Annotated in this window: 18 protein-coding genes and 9 tRNA genes; 1 reads left to right on the top strand and 26 read right to left on the bottom strand. The window is 44.9% G+C overall.

Features of this window, described 5'->3' with window-relative positions; genetic code table 11:
- The first annotated feature begins 151 nt into the window (after positions 1–151).
- Positions 152–2,107 carry a GBS Bsp-like repeat-containing protein gene (locus O3621_RS02570; protein WP_371513559.1) on the top strand — a complete coding sequence of 652 codons (1,956 nt, stop codon included), beginning with the start codon at positions 152–154 and terminating at the stop codon, positions 2,105–2,107.
- A 141-nt stretch (positions 2,108–2,248) separates the two neighbouring features.
- Here the strand turns inward: O3621_RS02570 and purH are convergent, their stop codons facing one another.
- From purH to O3621_RS02440, 26 genes are all read right to left on the bottom strand, one after another.
- Positions 2,249–3,796 (bottom strand): bifunctional phosphoribosylaminoimidazolecarboxamide formyltransferase/IMP cyclohydrolase, encoded by a 1,548-nt coding sequence (purH, locus tag O3621_RS02565; RefSeq protein WP_371513557.1) that lies wholly within the window; start codon positions 3,794–3,796, stop codon positions 2,249–2,251.
- Position 3,797: 1 nt separating this feature from the next.
- A complete protein-coding gene (locus tag O3621_RS02560) occupies positions 3,798–4,262 on the bottom strand; it encodes a GNAT family N-acetyltransferase (RefSeq protein WP_371513555.1) in 465 nt (154 codons plus the stop codon).
- Between the two features lie 44 nt (positions 4,263–4,306).
- Positions 4,307–4,858: a phosphoribosylglycinamide formyltransferase gene (purN, locus tag O3621_RS02555; RefSeq protein WP_371513553.1), complete on the bottom strand. Its 552-nt coding sequence runs from the start codon at positions 4,856–4,858 to the stop codon at positions 4,307–4,309.
- The gene (gene purM / locus O3621_RS02550) at positions 4,855–5,877 is read right to left on the bottom strand and encodes a phosphoribosylformylglycinamidine cyclo-ligase (RefSeq protein ID WP_371513552.1); all 1,023 of its coding nucleotides are present in this window, start codon (positions 5,875–5,877) and stop codon (positions 4,855–4,857) included. Before purM ends, purN begins: the two co-directional genes overlap by 4 nt.
- A 59-nt stretch (positions 5,878–5,936) precedes the next feature.
- Positions 5,937–7,376 carry an amidophosphoribosyltransferase gene (gene purF, locus O3621_RS02545; protein ID WP_002894330.1) on the bottom strand — a complete coding sequence of 480 codons (1,440 nt, stop codon included), beginning with the start codon at positions 7,374–7,376 and terminating at the stop codon, positions 5,937–5,939.
- A 98-nt stretch (positions 7,377–7,474) separates the two neighbouring features.
- Positions 7,475–11,209 carry a phosphoribosylformylglycinamidine synthase gene (locus O3621_RS02540; protein ID WP_314448843.1) on the bottom strand — a complete coding sequence of 1,245 codons (3,735 nt, stop codon included), beginning with the start codon at positions 11,207–11,209 and terminating at the stop codon, positions 7,475–7,477.
- Between the two features lie 19 nt (positions 11,210–11,228).
- Entirely contained in the window at positions 11,229–11,936 is a 708-nt protein-coding gene (gene purC, locus O3621_RS02535) for a phosphoribosylaminoimidazolesuccinocarboxamide synthase (RefSeq protein ID WP_125337534.1), read from the bottom strand.
- A 153-nt stretch (positions 11,937–12,089) separates the two neighbouring features.
- Complete coding sequence (locus O3621_RS02530; RefSeq protein ID WP_002926485.1) at positions 12,090–12,338, bottom strand: acyl carrier protein; 249 nt, start codon at positions 12,336–12,338, stop codon at positions 12,090–12,092.
- Between the two features lie 2 nt (positions 12,339–12,340).
- Positions 12,341–13,339: a phosphate acyltransferase PlsX gene (gene plsX / locus O3621_RS02525; protein WP_314448847.1), complete on the bottom strand. Its 999-nt coding sequence runs from the start codon at positions 13,337–13,339 to the stop codon at positions 12,341–12,343.
- Between the two features lie 5 nt (positions 13,340–13,344).
- Positions 13,345–14,118, bottom strand: coding sequence for a DNA repair protein RecO (gene recO / locus O3621_RS02520; RefSeq protein ID WP_314448849.1), 774 nt, complete (start codon positions 14,116–14,118; stop codon positions 13,345–13,347).
- On the bottom strand, positions 14,111–15,283 hold the full coding sequence (locus O3621_RS02515; protein WP_314448851.1) for a pyridoxal phosphate-dependent aminotransferase: 1,173 nt from the start codon (positions 15,281–15,283) through the stop codon (positions 14,111–14,113). The genes recO and O3621_RS02515 overlap by 8 nt, the downstream gene beginning before the upstream one ends.
- 179 nt (positions 15,284–15,462) lie before the next feature.
- Positions 15,463–16,305 (bottom strand): class B sortase, LPKTxAVK-specific, encoded by an 843-nt coding sequence (srtB, locus tag O3621_RS02510; RefSeq protein ID WP_314448852.1) that lies wholly within the window; start codon positions 16,303–16,305, stop codon positions 15,463–15,465.
- Between the two features lie 94 nt (positions 16,306–16,399).
- Positions 16,400–16,969, bottom strand: coding sequence for a hypothetical protein (locus tag O3621_RS02505; protein ID WP_314448854.1), 570 nt, complete (start codon positions 16,967–16,969; stop codon positions 16,400–16,402).
- Positions 16,970–17,283: 314 nt separating this feature from the next.
- On the bottom strand, positions 17,284–18,249 hold the full coding sequence (locus O3621_RS02500) for a ribose-phosphate diphosphokinase (protein ID WP_002894321.1): 966 nt from the start codon (positions 18,247–18,249) through the stop codon (positions 17,284–17,286).
- A gap of 124 nt (positions 18,250–18,373) precedes the next feature.
- On the bottom strand, positions 18,374–19,588 hold the full coding sequence (gene pcsB, locus O3621_RS02495) for a peptidoglycan hydrolase PcsB (protein ID WP_009660204.1): 1,215 nt from the start codon (positions 19,586–19,588) through the stop codon (positions 18,374–18,376).
- Positions 19,589–19,684: 96 nt separating this feature from the next.
- On the bottom strand, positions 19,685–20,185 hold the full coding sequence (gene mreD / locus O3621_RS02490) for a rod shape-determining protein MreD (RefSeq protein WP_002908383.1): 501 nt from the start codon (positions 20,183–20,185) through the stop codon (positions 19,685–19,687).
- Between the two features lies 1 nt (position 20,186).
- Positions 20,187–21,002 (bottom strand): rod shape-determining protein MreC, encoded by an 816-nt coding sequence (mreC, locus tag O3621_RS02485; RefSeq protein ID WP_002908382.1) that lies wholly within the window; start codon positions 21,000–21,002, stop codon positions 20,187–20,189.
- 72 nt (positions 21,003–21,074) lie between these two features.
- Positions 21,075–21,162: transfer RNA gene (locus tag O3621_RS02480), tRNA-Ser, on the bottom strand.
- A gap of 9 nt (positions 21,163–21,171) precedes the next feature.
- Positions 21,172–21,245 (bottom strand) — tRNA-Ile (locus O3621_RS02475).
- Between the two features lie 33 nt (positions 21,246–21,278).
- Positions 21,279–21,349 (bottom strand) — tRNA-Gly (locus O3621_RS02470).
- 20 nt (positions 21,350–21,369) lie between these two features.
- Positions 21,370–21,442 (bottom strand) — tRNA-Phe (locus tag O3621_RS02465).
- 5 nt (positions 21,443–21,447) lie between these two features.
- A tRNA-Met gene (locus tag O3621_RS02460) sits at positions 21,448–21,521 on the bottom strand.
- Positions 21,522–21,540: 19 nt separating this feature from the next.
- Positions 21,541–21,630 (bottom strand) — tRNA-Ser (locus tag O3621_RS02455).
- A gap of 12 nt (positions 21,631–21,642) precedes the next feature.
- Positions 21,643–21,716 (bottom strand) — tRNA-Ile (locus O3621_RS02450).
- Positions 21,717–21,729: 13 nt separating this feature from the next.
- Positions 21,730–21,803 (bottom strand) — tRNA-Met (locus tag O3621_RS02445).
- Positions 21,804–21,808: 5 nt separating this feature from the next.
- Positions 21,809–21,882 (bottom strand) — tRNA-Pro (locus O3621_RS02440).
- Between the last annotated feature and the right edge of the window lie 17 nt (positions 21,883–21,899).

Raw genomic sequence — 21,899 nt, 5'->3', positions numbered from 1 at the left:
ATTGTTGTCTTCAGCCTTCTCCTTTTTGAGTGGATTGTACCCATTGTAGACAAAAAATATTCAGGGCTTGTCAAATTTACTATCATTTTCAAACAAGTTTTCCGAATAATACAGGTGGGCCCATCCAAAACCATTCTCACAAAGGAGTTTTATGAAGAAATATCAAAAACTGTTTTTATTATCCGGAGCTGTCCTAGGTCTCTTTGCAAGCCACTCAACAGTTCATGCGACCGAAACGCCTGAATCTGAAGTCAAAATTCTAGGCCCTACTGATCGTGCCAGCAATGTTGATGTGACTGTGAACGATCGTACAGCCTCTATTAGTTATACCCGTTCCCAAGCTCAAGAACCTCATCGTATTCTCCACGCTGTTTGGTCTGACGAGAACGGACAGGATGATATCAAATGGTATGAAGCACCGTCAACAACTACTACTAACACTGACATTGACCTGAGTAACCATCCAGGTTACGGAACCTTTCATGTTCATACCTATATTGACCTCTATGGAAAATTAATTGGGCTGAATGGAACGACCTTTACTCTCGATAAACCAGCTGTTAATGTCACTTCTAATATCCTAGGGAAAACCGCTCAAATTCACTTTAATCGCAACAAAGACCAACTAAATTCTAATATTTTACATGCTGTTTGGTCTGATGAAAATGGACAAGATGATATCAAATGGTACAATGCAGGACAAGATATTACTGAATTTGAACTTTCAAATCACAAAGGCTATGGAACTTATCACATTCATACTTATGAAAATAAAGATGGTAAGATGATTGGCTTAAACGGAACCACTTTCAATTTAGAAAAACCTAATCCTACTTTTGAGACCAGCTTCCCTCAGACCGGTATCATGGAAATTACTGTCAAAAACGTACCCGATACTATGCATCGAATTGTTCTTCCAACTTGGTCTGAGAAAAATGGGCAAGATGATCTGCAATGGTATGAAGCAAGCAAAAATCCAGATGGTAGCTACAGCGCTCGGGTGGAACTCAGAAAGCATAACTACGACACAGGGATTTACAATATCCACCTTTACGGTGAAAGTTATGTTAAGCCTGACTTAACAGGTCTCTCAGGGACTACTGCACAAATTGATAGTGGAAAATTGCCTTCTGAAGAGGAGCAAAAGCCGCTTTTTACTATAGAAAATATCAACCCCAAACAAGGAACCTATACTGTAAAAATCGCTGAAACAGCTTTATCTAAACCCATAAAGTCTGTCCAAGTTCCCATTTGGAGCACTAGCAATCAGAGCAATCTTAAATGGTATAAGGCAACGCCTAACGGAGACGGAACCTTCAGTGCGACCTTTGATATCCGCAATCATCAGGCTTTGTCTGGAACCTATAACAACCATGTGTATGTCACCTATAAGGACGGCAGTGAGCGCAGCTACGCAGCAGATTCCGTCTCAATGTCTACCGACCAAATTCAAGCCAAGGTTGCAGTCAGGAAAACTGAGGCTAATCGCTATGAGGTGACAGTAACAGACGCCTACGGAGATGGCGATATTATTCTGCCAACTTGGTCAGAAGCCAATGGACAAGATGATTTACAATGGTATACCGCCAATAAGGTTGGCAATGGAACCTACAAATTCACCGTGGACACTCAGAAACACAAGGGGAGCGGTCTATTCCATACCCATGTCTATCGTAGAAAAGCGGGACAACTAACTGGTCTGACTGGAACTAGCTATCAGGTTGAAAAATCAAGCGTTCAATCAGCTAATATTCAGCCTAACTATGCCGCTGCTAATGCGACAACCTATCCTGTCGGTCAATGTACTTGGGGAGCCAAGGCTCTAGCTCCTTGGGCTGGAAATTACTGGGGCAACGGCGGTCAATGGGCAGCTAGTGCCAGAAGAGCTGGATTCCGTACTGGCAGTACGCCTGAGGTTGGCGCCATCGCCTGCTGGGATGACGGCGGCTACGGCCACGTCGGTGTCGTGACTCATGTCGAATCCAATACCCGCATCCAGATCCAAGAATCTAACTACCTTGGCAAGCAGTACATCAGCAACTTCCGTGGCTGGTTTGACCCAACTGCTTCCTACTGGGGCCGCCTGACCTATATCTACCCTAAATAAGTCTCTTTCGCACTCCTCAAAACCACTTCAAACCAGTGCTTTGAGCAGACTGCTCCTGCTTAGTTTATTCATGAATTTCATTGAGTATAAGTCTACTCAAAAATCCTCGTCTCATAACGAACCGAGGATTTTTTATATTTCTTAATGCCTAAAATGCCGTACGCCAGTGAAAATCATGGTCAAGCCATGCTTGTCAGCTGCGATAATAGACTCCTCATCACGGACAGATCCACCCGGTTGAATGATAGCTTTGATGCCAGCGGCTGCGATTTCTTCGATATTATCCGCAAAGGGGAAGAAAGCGTCAGAAGCCAGAGCGGCACCGTCAAGGCGATCTTTGGCTTGCTCAATAGCAATCTTGACAGAAGCCACACGGTTAGTCTGACCGGGACCGACTCCCAGCACCTGACGGTCATTGGTAATTATAATACCGTTGGATTTGACATATTTGACGGACTTCCAGGCAAATTCCAAAGCTACACGCTCCTGCTCGTTCGGCTGGCGCTTGGTCACGACCTGCCAATCAGCTGGATTTTCCTCGATAACATCTTGGTTTTGCACGAGGAGACCACCCAGAACACCTGTCACTTCCTTCTCTGCTCCAGAAGCTGCCTGAGCATCAAAGGCCAACTCCAAAATCCGCAGATTTTTCTTTTTATTGGTCAAAATAGCTAGCGCTTCTGACGTGTAGCTCGGTGCGATGATGATTTCCAGGAAAATACCGTGCATCTTCTCAGCTGTCGCAGCATCCACCTCACGGTTGAGAACGACAATCCCACCAAAGATAGAAACTGGGTCAGACTCATAAGCGTAGTCCCAAGCAGTCTCGATGTCATCAGCCTGGCCAATACCGCAAGGATTCATATGTTTAAGTGCCACAACGGTTGGACGGTCTTTGAAATCTCGAATAATCCGAATGGCCGCATCCGCATCGCGAATGTTGTTGAAGGACAACTCTTTTCCATTCAGCTGCTTAGCAGAAGCGATGGAATAGTCCAGTGGCAAAGCAGTCTGATAGAAATCAGCATCCTGCTGGGGGTTTTCCCCGTAGCGCATGGGCTGCTTGAGCTCATAGGTCAAGGTCAGCTTTTCAGGCTTGCTTTCGCCCACCTGATCCGTGAAATAGTCCGCAATCAAAGCATCATAAGCCGCTGTATGACGGAAAACCTTAGCTGCCAAACGTTGACGCGTTTCATAGGTCGTTTGGTCATTTGCTGCCAACTCTTCCAGAATAAGAGCATAATCAGCCGGATCTACAACAACCGTCACGCTGGCATGATTTTTAGCCGCAGAGCGCAGCATAGAGGGCCCGCCGATGTCAATATTTTCCACCGCATCCGCATACTCTACACCTGGCTTGAGAATGGTTTCCTTAAAAGGATAGAGATTCACCACGACAAGATCAATGAGCTCAATCTGATTGTCCTTGGCCGCCTCCAAGTGGCTATCTAAATCCCGACGAGCCAAGAGACCGCCGTGAATGTTTGGGTGGAGGGTCTTGACACGGCCATCCATCATCTCTGGAAAACCAGTCACATCATCAATGGCAATGGTGCCCACCCCAGCACTATCAAGGGCAACCTTGGTCCCACCGGTTGAGATAATATCCCAACCAAGTTTTTTAAGTTCTTGGGCAAATTCTACAATGCCTGTCTTGTCTGATACACTGATCAAGGCTTTTTTCGTCATTCTATTCCTCTTTCTCTAGATCCAAGCGCATAGCGACTTCGTTATTTTCTTCTATAAATCCTGTTTCCTGAAAACCCAGACTAGTCAGCAGGTGCTTCATTTTTTCATTTCCAACCACATAATCTGCAACAATATGACTGCAATCTCTATTCATCTGAGCCTCTTTGATCAGAACTTCCAAGGCTTTTCGACCATAACCTCTTCCTTGGTACTGCTGGCCAATCATTATCCGCCAGATAAAGTATTCCGCTTCATCCTCGTCTATTTCCAGCAGAAGAAATCCAACCACTTGCTTATCCCAATAGATTGCCATCGGAAACACATCTTCATTTTTCCGGTAGAGCCATGCGTCAGCTAAAGAGCGTACATTTGGAGCTACGAAACCTGCTCGTTCATCAGCTTCAGAGATTTTCAAATCCAGCACTGCCTGAAAACTGCTCTCATCTACTAATTTCAGCTCAATCATTTTTTCTCCTAGCAATATTGCACAATCAAAACTTGATTTACTTCTTATCTTCTCCCCACCCCTAAACTCTCCAACACTTGAGGATAGAGCTGATACTCGGCGGTATGGATGCGTTTTTCAAAACTTTCCAGCGTATCTTCGGCTAAACGCGGCACGCGCACTTGCTGAATAATTTTTCCAGTGTCCACACCCGAGTCCACCCAATGAATGGTCACGCCACTTTCAGAGACACCAGCCTGCCAAGCATCCTTGATGCCATGAGCTCCTGGAAATTCGGGCAGGTAGGCCGGGTGGATATTGATAATGCGTCCTTCATAGGCCCCAAGCAAGGTTGGTCCAACGATTTTCATGTAGCCTGCTAGGCAAACTAAGTCAATCTTGTGCTCTTCTAGCAGGTCTACAATGGCTTGCTCGTAAGCCGCCTTACTGTCAAACTCTCTAAGCTCAAAGGCATAGCTTTTGACACCTAGCTTATCCGCCCGCTCGAGCACATAGGCATCTCGATGGTCTGAAAAGACAAATTCAACAGGAAACTGCTCAGCAATCACTTGGAAATTTGACCCGTTTCCCGAAGCAAAAACGGCAATTTTTTTCATTTGATAAGGACACTTTCACTTTCTTTTTTGACAATCCGCCCAACTTCATAAACAGGCTCGTCAAGAAGTTCTTTGACACGATCCACATTTTCAGGAGCTACGGCCAAAATCATCCCTAGCCCCATATTGAAGATTTCAAACATTTCTTGGTGCTTAATGTGACCATATTTTTCTAAGGCCTTAAAAATCGGCAAGACTGGAATCTTGTCTTCTTCAATCTCAGCAGCCAAGTCAGCAGCAAACATGCGGGGCACATTTTCGATAAAACCGCCACCGGTAATATGGGCAATCCCATGAACCAGCTTTTCCTTAATCAGCGGCAGCAAAGCCTTGACATAGATACGAGTCGGCTCAAGCAACACTTCCTTAAGTTTCTTGCCTTCCAATTCTGGTAAGACTTCTTCACCCGTATAGTCCGCAAAAACACGACGAACGAGAGAATAACCATTTGAGTGAATACCGCTGGAAGCCAGCCCCAGAAGGACATCCCCCTCTGCGACTTTAGAGCCATCAATAATCTCTGACTTTTCAGCAACCCCGACAGCAAAACCAGCTAGGTCATAATCATCTTCACCATACATGCCAGGCATTTCAGCGGTTTCCCCACCAATCAAGGCAGCCCCAGACTGAACGCAGCCTTCAGCTACACCAGCCACCACTTGCTCTAGTTTTGCTGGTTCATTTTTCCCAGTGGCAATATAGTCTAGGAAGTAAAGGGGCTCAGCCCCTGCAGCGACGATGTCATTGACACACATAGCCACACAGTCCTGCCCAATGGTATCGTGCTTGTCATACTGAATGGCCAGCATGAGCTTGGTTCCGACCCCATCCGTACCAGAAATCAGCACTGGCTCCTTGACCCCAGTCTGAGACAGGTCGAACATTCCGCCAAAGCCACCCAGCGCCCCCATGACGCCAGCCCGCTCTGTACGTGCTACATGTTTTTTGATTCGCTCAACAACTTCGTAACCCGCTTCAACATCCACACCGGATTGAGCGTATGCATTTTTATTTGTCATAATTTTCTTCCTTACTCTTATTTTTGAAAAAGATTGCGACAACTACCGCTGACCTTGTTTTAATAAAAACTCGTCTTCTCTTTCAGGCTTTCCAGATAGCGCTCTTCATAGTCATAGAGCGGAGTTGGGTACTGACCGTCAAAGTAAGCCACACAAAGCCCGCCATTCGGAGCGTCCGTCTCAATACCAACTGATTCAATGAGACCTTCCAGCGACAGGTAAGTCAGGCTGTCAGCCCCGATAATCTCACAGACCTCATCAACCGTATGGTTGGCCGAGATGAGCTCGCGCCGATTCTGAATATCAATGCCGTAGAAACATGGATATTTAAGTTCTGGACTGCCGATAGCCACATGGACTTCAGCAGCACCTGCATCTCGTAGGAGCTGGACAATACGTCGGCTGGTCGTTCCCCGCACGATAGAATCATCCACCATGACCACGCGCTTGCCCTTGACAATGCTGGAAACAGCAGATAATTTCATACGAACTCCTTGCTCTCGCAACTCCTGCGTCGGCTGGATGAAGGTCCGTTGGATGTATTGATTTTTAATCAGACCCATTTCATTTGGCAGACCAGACTCTTCGGAAAAGCCAGAGGCCGCTGACAGGGAAGAATTAGGCACACCGACAACGATATCTGCCTCATGCTGGAATTCCTGAGCCAGTCTGCGGCCCATCCGCTTGCGGGCTGCATGGACATTGACCCCGTGAATGACGCTGTCCGGCCGAGCAAAATAGACATATTCCATTGAGCAAATAGCCAGCTGGGTATCTGCCGTATAGCTATCGTAGGTCACGCCTTCATCATCGATAATCACGATTTCCCCTGGCTCAAGGTCACGAACCCATTCGGCACCCACCACTTCAAAAGCACAGGTTTCACTGGAAACGACCCAGGCCCCATTTTTCATACGGCCGATGGACAGAGGACGAAAACCGTTAGGATCCAGCGCAGCGTAGAGCTTGTCCTCTCTCATGATGAGGTAGGCAAAGCCGCCCTGAACTCGTCTCAAGGATTCCTTGAGTTTGTCTAAGAAATTTTCCTGCTCGCTATGGCGAATCAAGTGCATGAGAATTTCCGTATCAGACGAACTGGCAAAGATGGAACCTTTCTTTTCCAACTCCCGTCTCAGTGAATGGGCATTTGTCAGATTACCATTATGCGCCAAGCCCATCTGCATATCATAGAAACTGAAGAAGAAAGGCTGGACATTGTTGATGGAGGCCCCACCAGACGTTGCATAGCGGACATGGCCGATGGCTGCTTCTCCTGTCAGATTATCCAAATCTGCTGGGTTTTTAAAGACCTCTGCAACCAATCCCAAATCGCGGTGGCGTTTGAGCTTTCCATGGTCGTTTGACAGGATGCCTGCTCCTTCCTGACCGCGGTGCTGCAGGCTATGAAGCCCGAAATAGGTGACCTGAGCCGCCTGTGGATGACCCCAGATTCCAAAAATACCGCACTCTTCATTCAGTGACTTTACTTCGTATGTCATTGTTTTACCTAAATTCTTTTGTCTTGTAAAAGGGAGAAAACCTGGCCTAACAGGCCAAGCAGACTCCTTCTTTGATTGCTTGCTCTTGCAAGCCAGCTTTATTCGTGACTCGCTTGGAAATAACGAACGGCGCTTTCAAACAATTTCTGGTCTTTCTGACCTGGAATATTTTGGAAAAGGCCGTCTTCATAACGTTCTGAGTGGCCCATCTTCCCGACGATTTGGCCGTTCTTACTCATAATTCCTTCGATAGCGTAGAGAGATCCGTTTGGATTATACTTACTGTCCATGCTTGGCTGACCGTCAAAGTCCACGTACTGACTCCAAATCTGACCATTATCGCGCAGCTCAGCAAACTCCTCAGCCGTCACAACAAATTTCCCTTCACCATGAGAAACCGGAATGGCATGGATATCTCCCACTTGCACACCAGCCAGCCAAGGCGAGTTGGTATTGGCAATGCGGGTTTCAACCATCTTAGCCACGTGCTGGTTGGCATCATTGTAAAAGAGAGTAGGACTGCTAGCACCTGCTTCTTCAAAGTTTCCGTATGGAAGAAGACCGGATTTTACTAACGCTTGGAATCCATTACAGATACCAATGATGAGACCGCCGCGAGCGATGAAAGCATCGATGGCTTTCTTGACCTTCTCGTTGAGAAGGATGTTGACGATAAACTTAGCTGAGCCATCTGGCTCATCTGCAGCAGAGAAGCCGCCTGCAAAGAAGATGATATTGGCCTTGTCAATGTTGTCAACCATGCTGTCAACGGACTGAACAATGGCTGCTTCATCCAAAGTAACGAATGGAACTAGATTGACCTTGGCTCCAGCTGCTTCAAAGGCTTTGGCTGAGTCGTATTCTGAGTTGGTTCCAGGGAAGACTGGAATGTAAACTAACGGCTCCGCTACTGTCTCTTTGGCTTTGATAACTGTATCAGAGACAAGAGCCGGCACTTCTTCAATAACTGTTTCCTGTTTAAATTCTGTCGGGTAGATAGACTCTAGTCGGCCTTCAAAGCTTGCCAAAAGCTCTGCTCCCTCAAGCTGGACACCATTGACAATCAGGGTAAAGTCTGGCTTGGTCTGACCGATCTTCACTGCGCCTGGAATATCCTGCTCCGGACTGGTAAAGACAAATCCGCCCAGTTGCGCCTGCAAAACAGAAGGCAGTTCAGCAACATCCACTTGAGCACCAATACGATTACCAAAGCTCATCAAGGCCAGACTCTCTGCCAGACCACCGTATTTAACAGCGGCAGCGGCTGTAATCTCATACTTGGCCTGAACATCCGCAAAATTTTCAAAGTTATTCTTGATTAAGTCAAAGTCAATATCCTGAGACAGGATCTGACCTGGCAGATAGTAGATGGACTCTCCTGCCGCCTTAAACTCTGGAGACAGGATGCGTCCAGCAGTAGAAGTTGTCACTCCAAAAGCTACCAAGGTCGGCGGTACGGTCAATTCTTCAAAAGTTCCGCTCATGGAATCCTTGCCACCAATAGACGGCAAACCGAGCTGAATCTGAGCTTCAATTGAACCAAGCAGAGCAGAGACCGGCTGTCCAAAACGCTCAGCCTGCTTGTCCATCCGCTCAAAGTACTCCTGATAAGAGAAGCGAGCCTTGGACCAGTCCGAACCAGCAGCAACCAAGCGAGCTGTCGCTTCAATCACTGCATAAGCTGCTCCATGATAAGGCGACCAAGCTGCCACATAAGGATTGTAGCCCTGCGCCATCACAGAGACCGTCTCAGTCTTACCATGTTCAACTGGCAGTTTCTGCACAGAAGCCTCAGTCGGCGTAATTTGGTAGCGCCCACCAATTGGATGATTAACAGTAGAACGGCCAACAGAGCTATCAAAGATAGTCTGCAGACCCTTTTGACTGGTATGATTGAGGTCGCTGAGCAAGCTCTTGAGGTCCTGCTCCAAAGTCGCTTTAGAAGTTACAGCCTGCCCTGGTAATGCTGCTTGGGCATCCACAACCTTAGCATCCACAACCACGCGCACACCATTAGTGTCCAGAAAACTCCGCTCAATATCAACGATGGTTTCCCCGTTCCAGTGCATAACCAGATTTGGCTTTTCTGTCACTTTAGCCACAACGACTGCCAGCAGATTTTCCTTAGCTGCCGCAGCGATAAATTGTTCCACATCTTCTGGGCGGACCACCACAGCCATTCGCTCCTGCGATTCAGAAATCGCGATTTCTGTACCATTAAGTCCTTGGTATTTGAGCGGTACCTTGTCAAGGTCAATTTCCAGCCCGTCTGCCAATTCACCAATAGCTACGCAGACTCCGCCAGCCCCAAAGTCATTGGATTTCTTGATGAGACGAGTCACATTGCCATCGCGGAAGAGGCGCTGAATCTTACGCTCCTCTATAGCATTTCCTTTTTGGACTTCCGCACCAGCCGTCTCCACAGACGCAGCTGTCTGCACCTTGGACGAGCCAGTGGCTCCGCCGACACCATCACGACCCGTCTTGCCTCCCAGCAAAATGACCACATCACCTGCTGCTGGTTTTTCACGGACAACATTTTCCTTAGGAGCTGCACCGACAACCGCTCCCAGCTCCATCCGCTTGGCTACAAAGCCTGGATGGAAATACTCACGGACATAGGTCGTTGCTAGACCAATTTGATTCCCGTAAGAAGAATAGCCATGTGCAGCTGTTTTAGAAATGACCTGCTGAGGGAGCTTGCCAGTCCGCGTTTCAGCAATCGGTTGGGTAATATCGCCCGCACCTGAAATCCGCATAGCCTGATAAACATAAGAACGACCAGAAAGCGGATCACGAATGGCTCCTCCGATACAGGTCGCAGCCCCACCAAAAGGTTCAATTTCTGTTGGGTGGTTATGGGTTTCATTTTTGAACATCAGCAGCCAAGGCTCCTTGACACCATCCACATCCACTTCAATCTCTACGGAGCAGGCATTGATCTCATCAGACACTTCCATGTCATCCAGACGGCCATTGGCTCGCTCGTAGCGACCAAAAATAGTCGCCATATCCATAAGAGTCTGCGGCTTTTCCCCACGTCCCAGCTCATCACGCATAGCCAAGTATTTATCATAAGTATCCTGCAGCTGCTTTTCAAACTTAGAAGCTGAAAAATCAATCTTCTTCAACTCCGTCTCAAAGGTCGTATGTCGACAGTGGTCAGACCAGTAAGTATCTAAAACCTTGAGCTCGGTCTCCGTCGGGAAACGGCCAATCGACTTGAAATAGTCCTGAATAAAGAGCAAATCTGCTACTTCCATAGCCAGACCATGCTCCTGCTTGTAGGCTTTAAAGTCCGCTTCCGTATAGTCCTTAAAGAAGTCCAGAACCGGAATGGTCTTATCTGACTCTGAGAACTGCTCCAGCTGAATCGGCTGCTCAATATCTTTAAAGCGTGAATCAACTGGATTCAGCAAGTATTTCTTGATTGCTGCCAACTCGCTGTCTGAGATGTCTTTATTGACCAAATAAAGCTGCGCGGTCCTCACCAGAACATCTGTCCCAGCACCGAGCAAAAAGAGAGCCTCCTGAGAGCTGGCTGCCCGCTGATCAAACTGACCCGGCAGCGCTTCAATGGCAAAAAACGCTGTCTCTGCAAGTGCAGCCTCTACTTCCTCCTCCGTCAGCAATCTATCAGTCACCTGCTCGGAGAAAATATGCTTTTCAGCACGAGAAACCAAGTCTTCTGCCAGATGAAAGACATCATAAACTTGAATCATCCGAAGATCTGACAATGTTTTCAACTGAAGATTATGCGTCAGCTCTCTCACCAAGCTCTGTGACTTCACACCGAAGTTGCTCTTCTTCTCTACAAAAATACGCTTGTCCATGATTTTTCACACCCTGTCCTTACTTAATCGCCTGCAATTTTTCCCAAACAACCTGATAGACATCTGTCAGTTCACCAAGGCCACGCCGGAAAACATCCTTGTCCATGTGATGGCCTTCCGCATCCCAGAGGCGGCAATTATCTGGTGAAAATTCATCCGCCAGAATAATCTTGCCATCTTTGTCAAAGCCAAATTCTAACTTGAAATCAATCAATTTCAGTCCGATTTGGCGGAACCAATCTGACAAGAATTCATTGATCCGGCGAGTCTCCTCTTTCAAAAAGGCAATTTCTTCGTCGCTAGCAATCTTCAAAAATTTCACATGTTCGTCATTGATGAAAGGATCGTCCAAATCATCATTTTTGTAGTAAAATTCCACAATCGGAGTTTCAAGCGCGATGCCCTCTTCTACTCCAAAACGTTTGGAAAAAGAACCCGCTGTGTAGTTGCGCAGCACCACTTCCAAAGGAATAATCTCTACTTTTTTATTTAACTGGTCCGTATCCGAAACCTTCTTAATGAAATGCGTCGCCACACCAGCTGCATTGAGTTTCTCAAAAATAAAAGATGAAATCTGGTTGTTGAGCACTCCTTTACCAGCAATCTGCTCTTTCTTGACTCCATTAAAGGCCGTTGCCTGGTCCTTGTAGCGCGCCAGAATGACTTGCTCATCATCTGTAGAGAAAATATCCTTAGCTTTTCCCGAATATAACAACTTATTAGACATTTTAATATTCGCCTTTCGTGGTTTTATACCCTCATTTTATCATCTTTGAATACATTTTACAAGAAATTCCGTATAAACTTTCTATATCCAGTTAAAGAAATCGTTTCCTTTCCAAGATACGAAAAAAGACCGGAAGATACCGATCTTTGATTTTTAATGTTGCTTCTTCAGTTTTTCGTGGATATAAGCCACCACATCGGAAATTGTTTTGAAGTTATCCATATCCTCATCAGGAATCTCAATATCAAAAGCTTCTTCCAGATTGATGATAAATTCCATCAAATCAACAGAGTCCACTCCCAGCTCCTCTTTCAAGCTCAGTTCTGGAGTGATATGCAGCTTGCTGCTGTCATGTTCTTGAATGATTTCGACAATTTTTGCATAAATTTCTTTTTCGCTCATGTTTACTCCTTTGCATCTGAAAATTCAATGACCGATTTACCAACAACATCCGTTTCCAACATGGTCCGAATCTGACGAATCGTGCTATAAACAGCCTTAGCATCACTAGAGCCATGCGTTTTGACAACAGGTGCTTTCAAGCCGAATAGAACTGCACCGCCTGCACTAGAATAATCCAGACTATTTTTGAGCCCTCGCAGGCTATCCTTGAGCAACCAAGCTCCCAATTTAGCTTTGAAACCACCGCCTAAAATAGACTTCTTCAGCTGACCCATGATACTGATAGCAGTTCCTTCGATTGATTTCAGAACAGCATTACCAGTAAAGCCATCTGCAACGACAACATCCGCCACATCATCCATTAAATCACGCGCTTCCACATTGCCGATAAAGTTAAGTGATGAATCCCCAGATAAAAGCTCGTAGGCTTCTTTGCGCAGAGGGTCGCCCTTGCTGCTTTCTGTTCCGTTATTCAAGAGACCCACCCTCGGCTTCTTGATTCCTCGGACATTTTCAGCATAGAAAGAACCCAAAGTCGCATACTGGTGTAAATGATGGGCTGTGTTTTCAGCATTGGCTCCGAGATCCAGCATATCAAATCCCTGACCGCCAACCGTTGGCATAGTAGATAGGAGCCCCGGTCGGTCAATATTCTTGATACGCCCTACGATAAAGAAACCTGCCGCCAAAAGCGCTCCAGTATTTCCAGCAGACAGCATGGCATCTGCTTCCCCTGCCTTCACAGCCTTAGCTGCCAGCACCATACTAGCCTCTTTCTTCTGACGAATGGCCTTGGTCGGCTCGTCGTCCGAGTCAATCTTCTCCTCCGTGTGGATGATGCGGACCCGCTCACCAGCAGTCAGATAAGGCTTGATTTTCGCCTCATCGCCATAAAGGAGAATTTCAATATCCGAAAACTCCTGTACTGCTTGATTGACTCCTTCGACTAGAGCCTGAGGGGCATTGTCCCCTCCCATAGCATCAACAGCTATTTTTTTCATTCGATTTATTCCTCGTTCTTATCTTTTAAAATGTTTCCCCAGTCACCTAGAGAATCTATAAATTTTTTGGATTTGAGATGGATGCCGACATATTCATCATAGAGCAGGTCGATAAAATCCCGCAGCTGCTTTTTAATATCTGGCTTCAAAGAAATGGTCTCCAATTCGCTAAAGCGGACCGCCTGAAATTGGTCCAGCAGAAAAGGAAGATTAGGATTCAGATGACAGCGCCGTTCATCCTGATGGTAATGATCAGGGCAAAGGACTCCGCTATATTTGAAAGAGAAGTCAAAAGGCAGACCCGTCCGATGACAAAAGGCGCAGTCATGGAAGTTCAGCGAAACTCCAAAACGTGACAAAATCTGAATCTCAAAGATATTAGTCAGCACTTCATAGTCCAGACCATTATTCATCAGCTCCAGGGTTTTCTGCAGAAAGGCAAAGAGCGCCGGATCTGGCTGATTGTCCTGAAGACTGGCATCTGCCAAGGCCGCCACATAACTGGCATAGGCCATGATGAATAAGTCCTCATTGATGCGATGGTAGGTGACTACATCCTGATAGTCCTCGATATAGCTAAGGCCATCATCATTGATTTTCATCAGCAAGTTCGCCGCAGTCAAAGGCTGAATGACGGGTGCTAGCTTGGATTTACCAGCATGCTTGACGAAAAACATACGCTTACCAGCCTGTTCCGTAAAGATCTTGACCAGCTTATCATCCTCGCGGAAATTGCGGTTATAGAGAACCAGACCTTGACTTGTTAGAGATTTAAGCATAGTCCTCCATGTAGTCCTTGAGGCGTTTCAGGGCTTCTCGAATCGTCTCCATACTAGCCGCATAGGACAGCCGGATATAACCTTCCCCGTATTGACCAAAAGCCGCTCCCGGGATAAAAGCCACAGCCTTCTTCTCTGCAAAATCCTGCAGAAAGGCGAAAGATTCTTGATTATAACCGTCTGGTATCTTAGCAAAAATATAAAAAGCCCCGTCTGGTTTGATAATCTTAAAGCCTAGCTCAGCCATTTTCTCTATGATATAATCGCGACGCTGGATATACTCAGCCTTCATTGGCTCCGCATCATCTTTCCCAACTGTCAGAGCTTCAATGCCGGCAAACTGAGCCATGGTATTGGCCGCTGTTACGAGATACTGGTGGCTCTTAATCAGCTGAGCAGTGAAAACTTCTGGAGCAAAGATAAAGCCCAACCGCCAGCCAGTCATGGCATGGGATTTAGACAGGCCGTTGATGACAATGGTTTGGTCTGGCAGATACTCCGCGATGGAGACATGCCCCTGCTCCGTATAGGTCAGCTCAGAATAGACCTCATCGCAGACCACAAATACTTGGTATTTTCCTAGGACATCCGCCAGAGCTTTTATCTGCTCCCGCGAATAAGTCACGCCGGTCGGATTGGCTGGATAATTAAGAATGACCGCTTTTAGCTGCTCCTCCTGTTCTAAAATAGCCGCTTCCAGCATCTCTGGAGTAAGGACAAAGTTATTGGCTGTTGTATCAATCTCGACAATCTCCGCCCCCACTAGATTGACAATGGGCTCATAGCCTGGATAAGCAGGAGCTGGCAGCAAGACCTTGTCACCTTCTTCTAGAATGGCTGTCAGTGTAGCCGACAAGGCCTCTGTTGCCCCGATAGTGACTAAGACCTCATCTTCTGGGCGATAGTGCAGATTGTACTTTTCTTTCACAAAACTGCTGGCCGCCTGACGCAGCTCCAAGAGACCGCTCATACCAGTGTAGTGGCTTTGATTAGCATCAATCGCTGCCTTGGCTGCTGCTTTGATATGATCCGGTGTCGTAAAATCCGGCTCTCCTAAGGTCAGCCGAAGAACCCCAGGAATTGCAGAAATCGATTGGTCAAATTGACGAATCAGTGAAATTTCTATTTTTCCTAAGTTTTTATTAAATTTCTTACTTAAATCCATACATACCTCCAGCCGCTCAATAGAACTATTATACTATAAATGCAGAAGCATAGCAAAAGCTATTACATGATTTCTTATGCAGAAAAAGGACTATGCTTGCACTCAGTCCCTTTTGGCCTTGCCTTAAAATTCTTCTCTGGCAGATAGTGGATATAGCTGCATCTCACGTGACTGGCCATTCAACGAGTCGGAGTATAGGTCAATTCCTTACCATGCTTGGCCAGAAAATCTGGTAGTTCTGAATCAGGAATCTGCCGCAAATAAAGGTTAGAACGAATCGTATCATCTTCCTCACGGCAGGTTGAGAGAACTAAATACCGGTCGCTCGCCTTAATCTTTATCTTAGGATCCTTTGTCCGAGCAGCCTCATAGATATTTCTAAGCTGAGTCGTAAAGTCCTCGTCGTCCTTAAACTCCGTCCGATAAAAAGCAGTCTCTTCCGGCACGATGACCAGTCCCATAGCTTGATAATAATACTTACGCTCAGGAGTCTCAATCACGACATATCTATGTTTGTCAAAATAATCCTGACGATCATAGTAGTTGACATCATTAAACATGCGATGATCTCCTGCCTTGCTGCCCCGAGCATGCCCGAAAAGCCAGGTAAGTCGATCACTGAAATCTTTATGATTGTCCTTATCCATGAAGACCGCTCCCATATAGGGCTCTTGCTTTCCTTCAAAAGTCTTCAGCAGATAAGTCTCATTATCTTTCGTTTGCACCACTGGCTCATCCAGCTGCGTACCAGGAGCATAGACATAGCCTATCGTTTCTGAATTCACAGCCTTCAGTTTAGCAAAACGCTCTGCTAAATATTCCTTTTCTGTCTGACTTGAAGATGCAGATGGGCTTGACGTTTCAATCCTGCTGGGATGCGAAACTCGAAGCTTGCTGCCTGATGTTGATGAACGGAAAGAATAAAAGACAGAAAAAATAACCAGAACAATCAGCAGGAGGCAGATACCAACAACAAGGAGCTGTTTCTTATTTGAAGTTTGACTCCTATCTTTTTCTTGCATAATCTAAAAATCCTTTATTTTTCATTTTTTACAAAAAATATCACCGAACAAAGGCTCAGTGATATTTAGGCGTTAGCACAAATTAAAGACAAAATTATTTGACTGCACTTGTCTTAGGAAGTGACTTGTCTTCAGAGTTTTCCTCATTTTCCTTGTTCTCTTCTTTTGCTTCCGGAGCTTTTTTTGCTTTATTTTCTGATTTTTTAGCCTTCTTTTTACCTGCTGCTGAAGAGGATGCCGCCGAAGATTGAGACGGTGCTGGAAAAGTTGGAACTGATGAAGAGGCTGTGGAGTAAGGTGCTGCCGAATAAGCCGGTATTGATGGATCTGTAGTAGATGGTGCCACTGAAGGCTGATCCGCATTAGCCGACTCTCCCTCACCAATAACAAGAACTTTGTTACCAGCTTGATCCTCCATCACAGCACTTTTGCCAACCGGAGCTTTCTTAGCTTCAGCAACTTGCTGATCCAGAGCTGATTGTGCATCTCTATAGGCCTGCAACTCATCCATAACTTTATTAGATTCTGAGTCCGTACTGCCTTGGGGAACTTCATTATTATCAATGTCATTAACCCAAAGACTGGCTGTACCCTCAGCAAATACTGGTGCAGCAGCCGCGAAAAGTGAAAGGGCCACAGCACTTGAAAGCAAAACCTTTTTCATTATCTCATCTCCTCGTTACTTTTCAAAAATAATTGTAACTCCCCGTTACCTAATATTACCTACTACTAAGTATAGTTCGAACTCTTAAAAAAGTCAAGAATTTTACTACATAAAAATTTTTAAAACCAAATAATACCAAGGGATGAGACAAATTGTCAATTTACCAACTATTTAAATGGTCATTTATTTATATTTGAAACATCAAGTAATTTGAGTTTTCTTTTAAAGTGAATGTTGGACTTTTTTTAAAAAAGATAGTAGGAATAAAATAAAAAAGAGGCCAGAAATCAAGTATCCCAGCCATATATCTCAGATTATTTTTTGCCTATTTCAAACAAGGGTGACAGTGGCCGCTTTTCATGAATACGGACAATGGCTTCTCCTAAAAGATGCGCAATTGAAATCTGCTCAATCTTATCAATCAAGCGCTCTTGAGGCAGATAAATTGTATCCAGCACAACCAATTTTTTAATCGCCGACTTTTGGATATTATCCATAGCTGGACCAGACAAGACTGGATGCGTACAGCTAGCATAGACTTCTACAGCCCCTGCTTCAGCGAGAGCGTCAGCTGCATGGCAGATAGTCCCTGCTGTATCAATCATATCATCAATTAAGATACAAGTTTTTCCTTCCACCTTACCAATGATGTTCATAACTTCACTGCTATTCATCTTGTCCACACTGCGACGCTTATCAATAATCGCAATCGGAGTTTTCAGAAACTCTGCTAACTTACGAGCCCGACTCACACCACCATGGTCAGGACTGACTACCACATAGTCTCCTCCTGTCATATTACGGCGCTCAAAGTAATCAGCAATCAAAGGTGCACCCATCAAGTGATCCACTGGAATGTCAAAGAAGCCCTGGATTTGCGCTGCGTGCAAGTCAATAGTCAGCATCCGATCCACACCAGCAATTTCCAACATATTAGCAACTAATTTAGATGTAATTGGCTCACGAGCTCTAGCCTTGCGATCCTGTCGAGCATAGCCATAGTAAGGCATGACAACATTGATTGATTCAGCACTAGCCCGTTTCAAAGCATCTACCATAATCAAGATTTCCATCAAATTATCATTGACTGGCGAACTGGTAGACTGCAAAATAAAGACGTGTTTCCCGCGAATAGATTCTTCAATATTCACTTGAATCTCTCCATCAGAAAACTGACGGACAGTTGATTTCCCAAGTGGCAATCCAATCTCTTGAGCAACACGCTGCGCTAATTCTTGATTAGAAGAAAGAGCAAAGAGTTTTAAATCAGAAAAAGACATGATTCCCTCCAGATTCTAAATCGTCTTTCATTGTCCAATTACAACTTTTCCCAACTACCATTGTAACTTTTTTCAGTTGATTTTTCAATTAAAAATAAAAAACGCCAGAGGCGCTTTTTACTGATTAGTTCGGATAGATATATGAAACTGTACCTTGTGCAGTTGTTGGGTTAAACCATCCACGGTAGTTACCGATTGATTGTTGTCCAAGGTAGTTTGCTTCTGATACTTGGATGCTTGTAGTAGATTGAACAGCTGTTACTACTGCAACGTGTCCGTATCCACCGTCAGTCCAACATGCAATTGCGCCAACTTCTGGCTGTGAACCAACACGGAAGCCTGCTGCTGCTGCGCTTGCTGACCATTGTCCACCATTACCCCAGTAATCGCCAGCCCAAGGAGCTAATGTCTTAGCACCCCAAGTACATTGACCTACTGGATAAGAAGAGGCAGATGAGCTATAAACTGGTCTATTTGCACGGGCAACAGATTGAGTTACTGCAGGTGCTGCTGGAGCCGCTGCTTCAGCTGCTGGAGCTGAATTAACAACTGCTTGAACCTGAGCTTGCAGGGTGGTATTTCCCGAAGCTTCAATTGCTTGGCGTTTTGATTCTTGCTCTGCTTTATAAGCTGCTTCACGAGCCGCTGCTTCTGCTGCTGCTTTTTCAGCTGCTGCTTTTTCTTCAAGAAGAGAATTCTTTTCGTTTTCAGCAGTCGCTTTTTCAGCTGCAAGACTTGCCTGAGCTGCTTTCAGTTCAGCTTGTTTTGTTGCCAAAGCTTGCTCATCATCAGCTAACTTCTCTTGGTTAGCAATTACAGTATTGATAGCTTCATTATTCGCAACTTGCTTTTCAGCAATTACTTCTTTATCTTTCTTTTGTTGTTCCAACATTTTATTATTTGCTGAAACAATTTCGCTCATAGCTGCTACACGAGAAATAGCTTCTGTGATAGAGCTAGAATTTACAACTGTATTGATGTAGCTAGTAGCAGTTCCATTTGTTTGGGTACTGCGCGCTTGATTTGCAAGTGACTCATTACGAGCTACAATATTTTTAGATAGTTCGTCAATCTCTGCAGAAAGTTTTGCAGATTCAGCAGACAATTTTTCATTTTCTGCTTTAAGCTCTTCTTGTTGCTTTTGAATAGCAGATACTTGGCCTTGAATCTCGTTGACTTGTGCCTGAGCTGATTGTTGTTGCTCTGTCAAACTATTAATCTTGCTGTCTTGTGCAGCAATCTTTTCATCAGTTGTCTCTGCTTTAACGCTCACAAGTGCAGCTCCTTGTGAAAGGATAACTGTACTCAATAAAATTGATGTGAGTAGTTTTTTCTTCATAAAAATAATACACTCCTTCTTATAAGACATTAACTAGTATACCAGAAAATGCTGTATCATATGTTACGCCTTTATTACATTTTTATTTCTTGTTTATCATAAATACATTTTTTCGAAAATAGACTGAAAAATGAGGAATATCAGGCCATTGAGAAGGATACTCGGTACTAAACTGCTAAGGACAAAATCCTGCAAATTCAGACTAGAAAGATTCAAAAATACTGCAAAAGCAAAACTGGTTAATTCAAATAAAAATACAAGAATCAAAACAGATAAAAAGCGAGTAAATTTATTTAAAAGCATAGTCGGACTAGACTGACAAACCAAGAGACTTAAAAGAGGAAAAAGAATAAGAGCAATACCGATGGTATGAAAATAGTAAACATCATAAATCAGCCCCAAACAGCAAAATAAGAGAATATTGTAGTTTTTAGAGAGGTTGATGGAAACAAAAAGCATGAAAATAAAGATAAAATGACTGACTAAGTGCCATTGTAAAGGCAGAATATTAGCCAGAAAAGTCGAAATCTGCCCGTCGATCAATAAAACAAAAAATAAAGTAATAGGAGTCAAAAGATGTTCTTTAATATCTCTCATATTAGTTCCCTACCAACATTACAGCACGGATATCCGACAAATCAGCAGCCGGCTTAACTAGGACAACTTTGTTTAGCTGATCCTTAGCCTCAGACACGGAAAGTACCTTACCGACAGGAATATTTTCTGCATTATAAGCACCCAAGCCACTGGTTGCAACCTCATCTCCCTCTTTTATATCTTCAGCACTATTTAACTGACTGATGATATAAGCAGAGTTTTTTTCATCATAACCCGTAATAATCCCATAAACTAGACCAGACTTAGTTTGAATTCTAACAGAAATTTTAGTTGAGTTTTCCTCGTTAGTCAGTAGAGAAACTAAGCTAGACTGACTACTAGTTTCAGAAACACTTCCGACCAGACCACCATTAGCGACTACTAGCATAGCATCTGTCACATTATCAGATGTCCCCTTGTCAATAGTCAGCTCATTTTTCCAAGATGCTGGCGTACGAGCAATCACTTCGCTGGCAATCTGTATTTGATTTTTATCAGCCTCTTTAAATTCCAGAAGTTTTCGCAACTGCTCATTCTCATCTTCTAAGGAATCTGCCTTCCCAGCCTTTTCCTCAACCTCATAAAGATTTTTCTTGAGCTGCTGATTCTCTCTATAAGTAGACATCAAATCTGACATTTCTTCTTTTTTATCAGCTACAAAAGCAAAAGGAGAGCCGAGAAGTCTATCTACCAATGAAATAATATTTGAAGTAGTTGATACAAACCAACTAGAAGAGGTAGATAAGATAAGTATCGTCATTGCAACAACTAATACAAAAAAAGAAAGCAGAAACTTAGACTTTTTAAATCGATTCATCAGAAAAACCTCACTAAACAGGACGAGAAAGTATAAGAAAAGGAGATAGCAAATGCTAAACTCCTCATTATACGGAGAATGGGGGATTCGAACCCCCGCGCCGGTTACCCGACCTAACGATTTAGCAAACCGTCCTCTTCAGCCTCTTGAGTAATTCTCCAATATTTTATGGGCACGAGTGGACTCGAACCACCGACCTCACGCTTATCAGGCGTGCGCTCTAACCACCTGAGCTACGCGCCCAAGTTCGAAAACTTGGTATGAACTTTCGTTCAAAGCGGGTGACGAGAATCGAACTCGCGACAACAGCTTGGAAGGCTGTAGTTTTACCACTAAACTACACCCGCATTTCCAATACGATGATGTATGGCGCGAGACGGAATCGAACCGCCGACACATGGAGCTTCAATCCATTGCTCTACCAACTGAGCTACCGAGCCAATTATTGCGGGAGCAGGATTTGAACCTACGACCTTCGGGTTATGAGCCCGACGAGCTACCTAGCTGCTCCATCCCGCGTCAATACTATTTGTCCCTAAGGAGGATGTGGGATTCGAACCCACGCACGCTTTTACACGCCTGACGGTTTTCAAGACCGTTCCCTTCAGCCGGACTTGGGTAATCCTCCAAGATAACACTATGGACCTTGTAGGACTTGAACCTACGACCACTCGGTTATGAGCCGAGAGCTCTAACCAGCTGAGCTAAAGGTCCGACAAGATCATTATAGCGGCGAAGGGGATCGAACCCCCGACCTCCCGGGTATGAACCGGACGCTCTAGCCAGCTGAGCTACACCGCCATCTATCGGGAAGACAGGATTCGAACCTGCGACACCTTGGTCCCAAACCAAGTACTCTACCAAGCTGAGCTACTTCCCGAACTTAAGTTATTCACT

This window comes from Streptococcus sp. 20925_1_22, from assembly GCF_041431685.1.
Lineage (GTDB): Bacteria > Bacillota > Bacilli > Lactobacillales > Streptococcaceae > Streptococcus.
Note: the sequence above shows the minus strand (reverse complement) of the source record. Positions and strands in the feature narration are given on the sequence as shown.

Bases quoted from the DNA above. Each gene is read 5' to 3' on its own strand.
- O3621_RS02570 (WP_371513559.1), top strand. From the start codon at position 152: ATGAAGAAATATCAAAAACTGTTTTTATTATCCGGAGCTGTCCTAGGT.
- purH (WP_371513557.1), bottom strand. From the start codon at position 3,796: ATGACGAAAAAAGCCTTGATCAGTGTATCAGACAAGACAGGCATTGTA.
- O3621_RS02560 (WP_371513555.1), bottom strand. From the start codon at position 4,262: ATGATTGAGCTGAAATTAGTAGATGAGAGCAGTTTTCAGGCAGTGCTG.
- purN (WP_371513553.1), bottom strand. From the start codon at position 4,858: ATGAAAAAAATTGCCGTTTTTGCTTCGGGAAACGGGTCAAATTTCCAA.
- purM (WP_371513552.1), bottom strand. From the start codon at position 5,877: ATGACAAATAAAAATGCATACGCTCAATCCGGTGTGGATGTTGAAGCG.
- purF (WP_002894330.1), bottom strand. From the start codon at position 7,376: ATGACATACGAAGTAAAGTCACTGAATGAAGAGTGCGGTATTTTTGGA.
- O3621_RS02540 (WP_314448843.1), bottom strand. From the start codon at position 11,209: ATGGACAAGCGTATTTTTGTAGAGAAGAAGAGCAACTTCGGTGTGAAG.
- purC (WP_125337534.1), bottom strand. From the start codon at position 11,936: ATGTCTAATAAGTTGTTATATTCGGGAAAAGCTAAGGATATTTTCTCT.
- O3621_RS02530 (WP_002926485.1), bottom strand. From the start codon at position 12,338: ATGAGCGAAAAAGAAATTTATGCAAAAATTGTCGAAATCATTCAAGAA.
- plsX (WP_314448847.1), bottom strand. From the start codon at position 13,339: ATGAAAAAAATAGCTGTTGATGCTATGGGAGGGGACAATGCCCCTCAG.
- recO (WP_314448849.1), bottom strand. From the start codon at position 14,118: ATGCTTAAATCTCTAACAAGTCAAGGTCTGGTTCTCTATAACCGCAAT.
- O3621_RS02515 (WP_314448851.1), bottom strand. From the start codon at position 15,283: ATGGATTTAAGTAAGAAATTTAATAAAAACTTAGGAAAAATAGAAATT.
- srtB (WP_314448852.1), bottom strand. From the start codon at position 16,305: ATGCAAGAAAAAGATAGGAGTCAAACTTCAAATAAGAAACAGCTCCTT.
- O3621_RS02505 (WP_314448854.1), bottom strand. From the start codon at position 16,969: ATGAAAAAGGTTTTGCTTTCAAGTGCTGTGGCCCTTTCACTTTTCGCG.
- O3621_RS02500 (WP_002894321.1), bottom strand. From the start codon at position 18,249: ATGTCTTTTTCTGATTTAAAACTCTTTGCTCTTTCTTCTAATCAAGAA.
- pcsB (WP_009660204.1), bottom strand. From the start codon at position 19,588: ATGAAGAAAAAACTACTCACATCAATTTTATTGAGTACAGTTATCCTT.
- mreD (WP_002908383.1), bottom strand. From the start codon at position 20,185: ATGAGAGATATTAAAGAACATCTTTTGACTCCTATTACTTTATTTTTT.
- mreC (WP_002908382.1), bottom strand. From the start codon at position 21,002: ATGAATCGATTTAAAAAGTCTAAGTTTCTGCTTTCTTTTTTTGTATTA.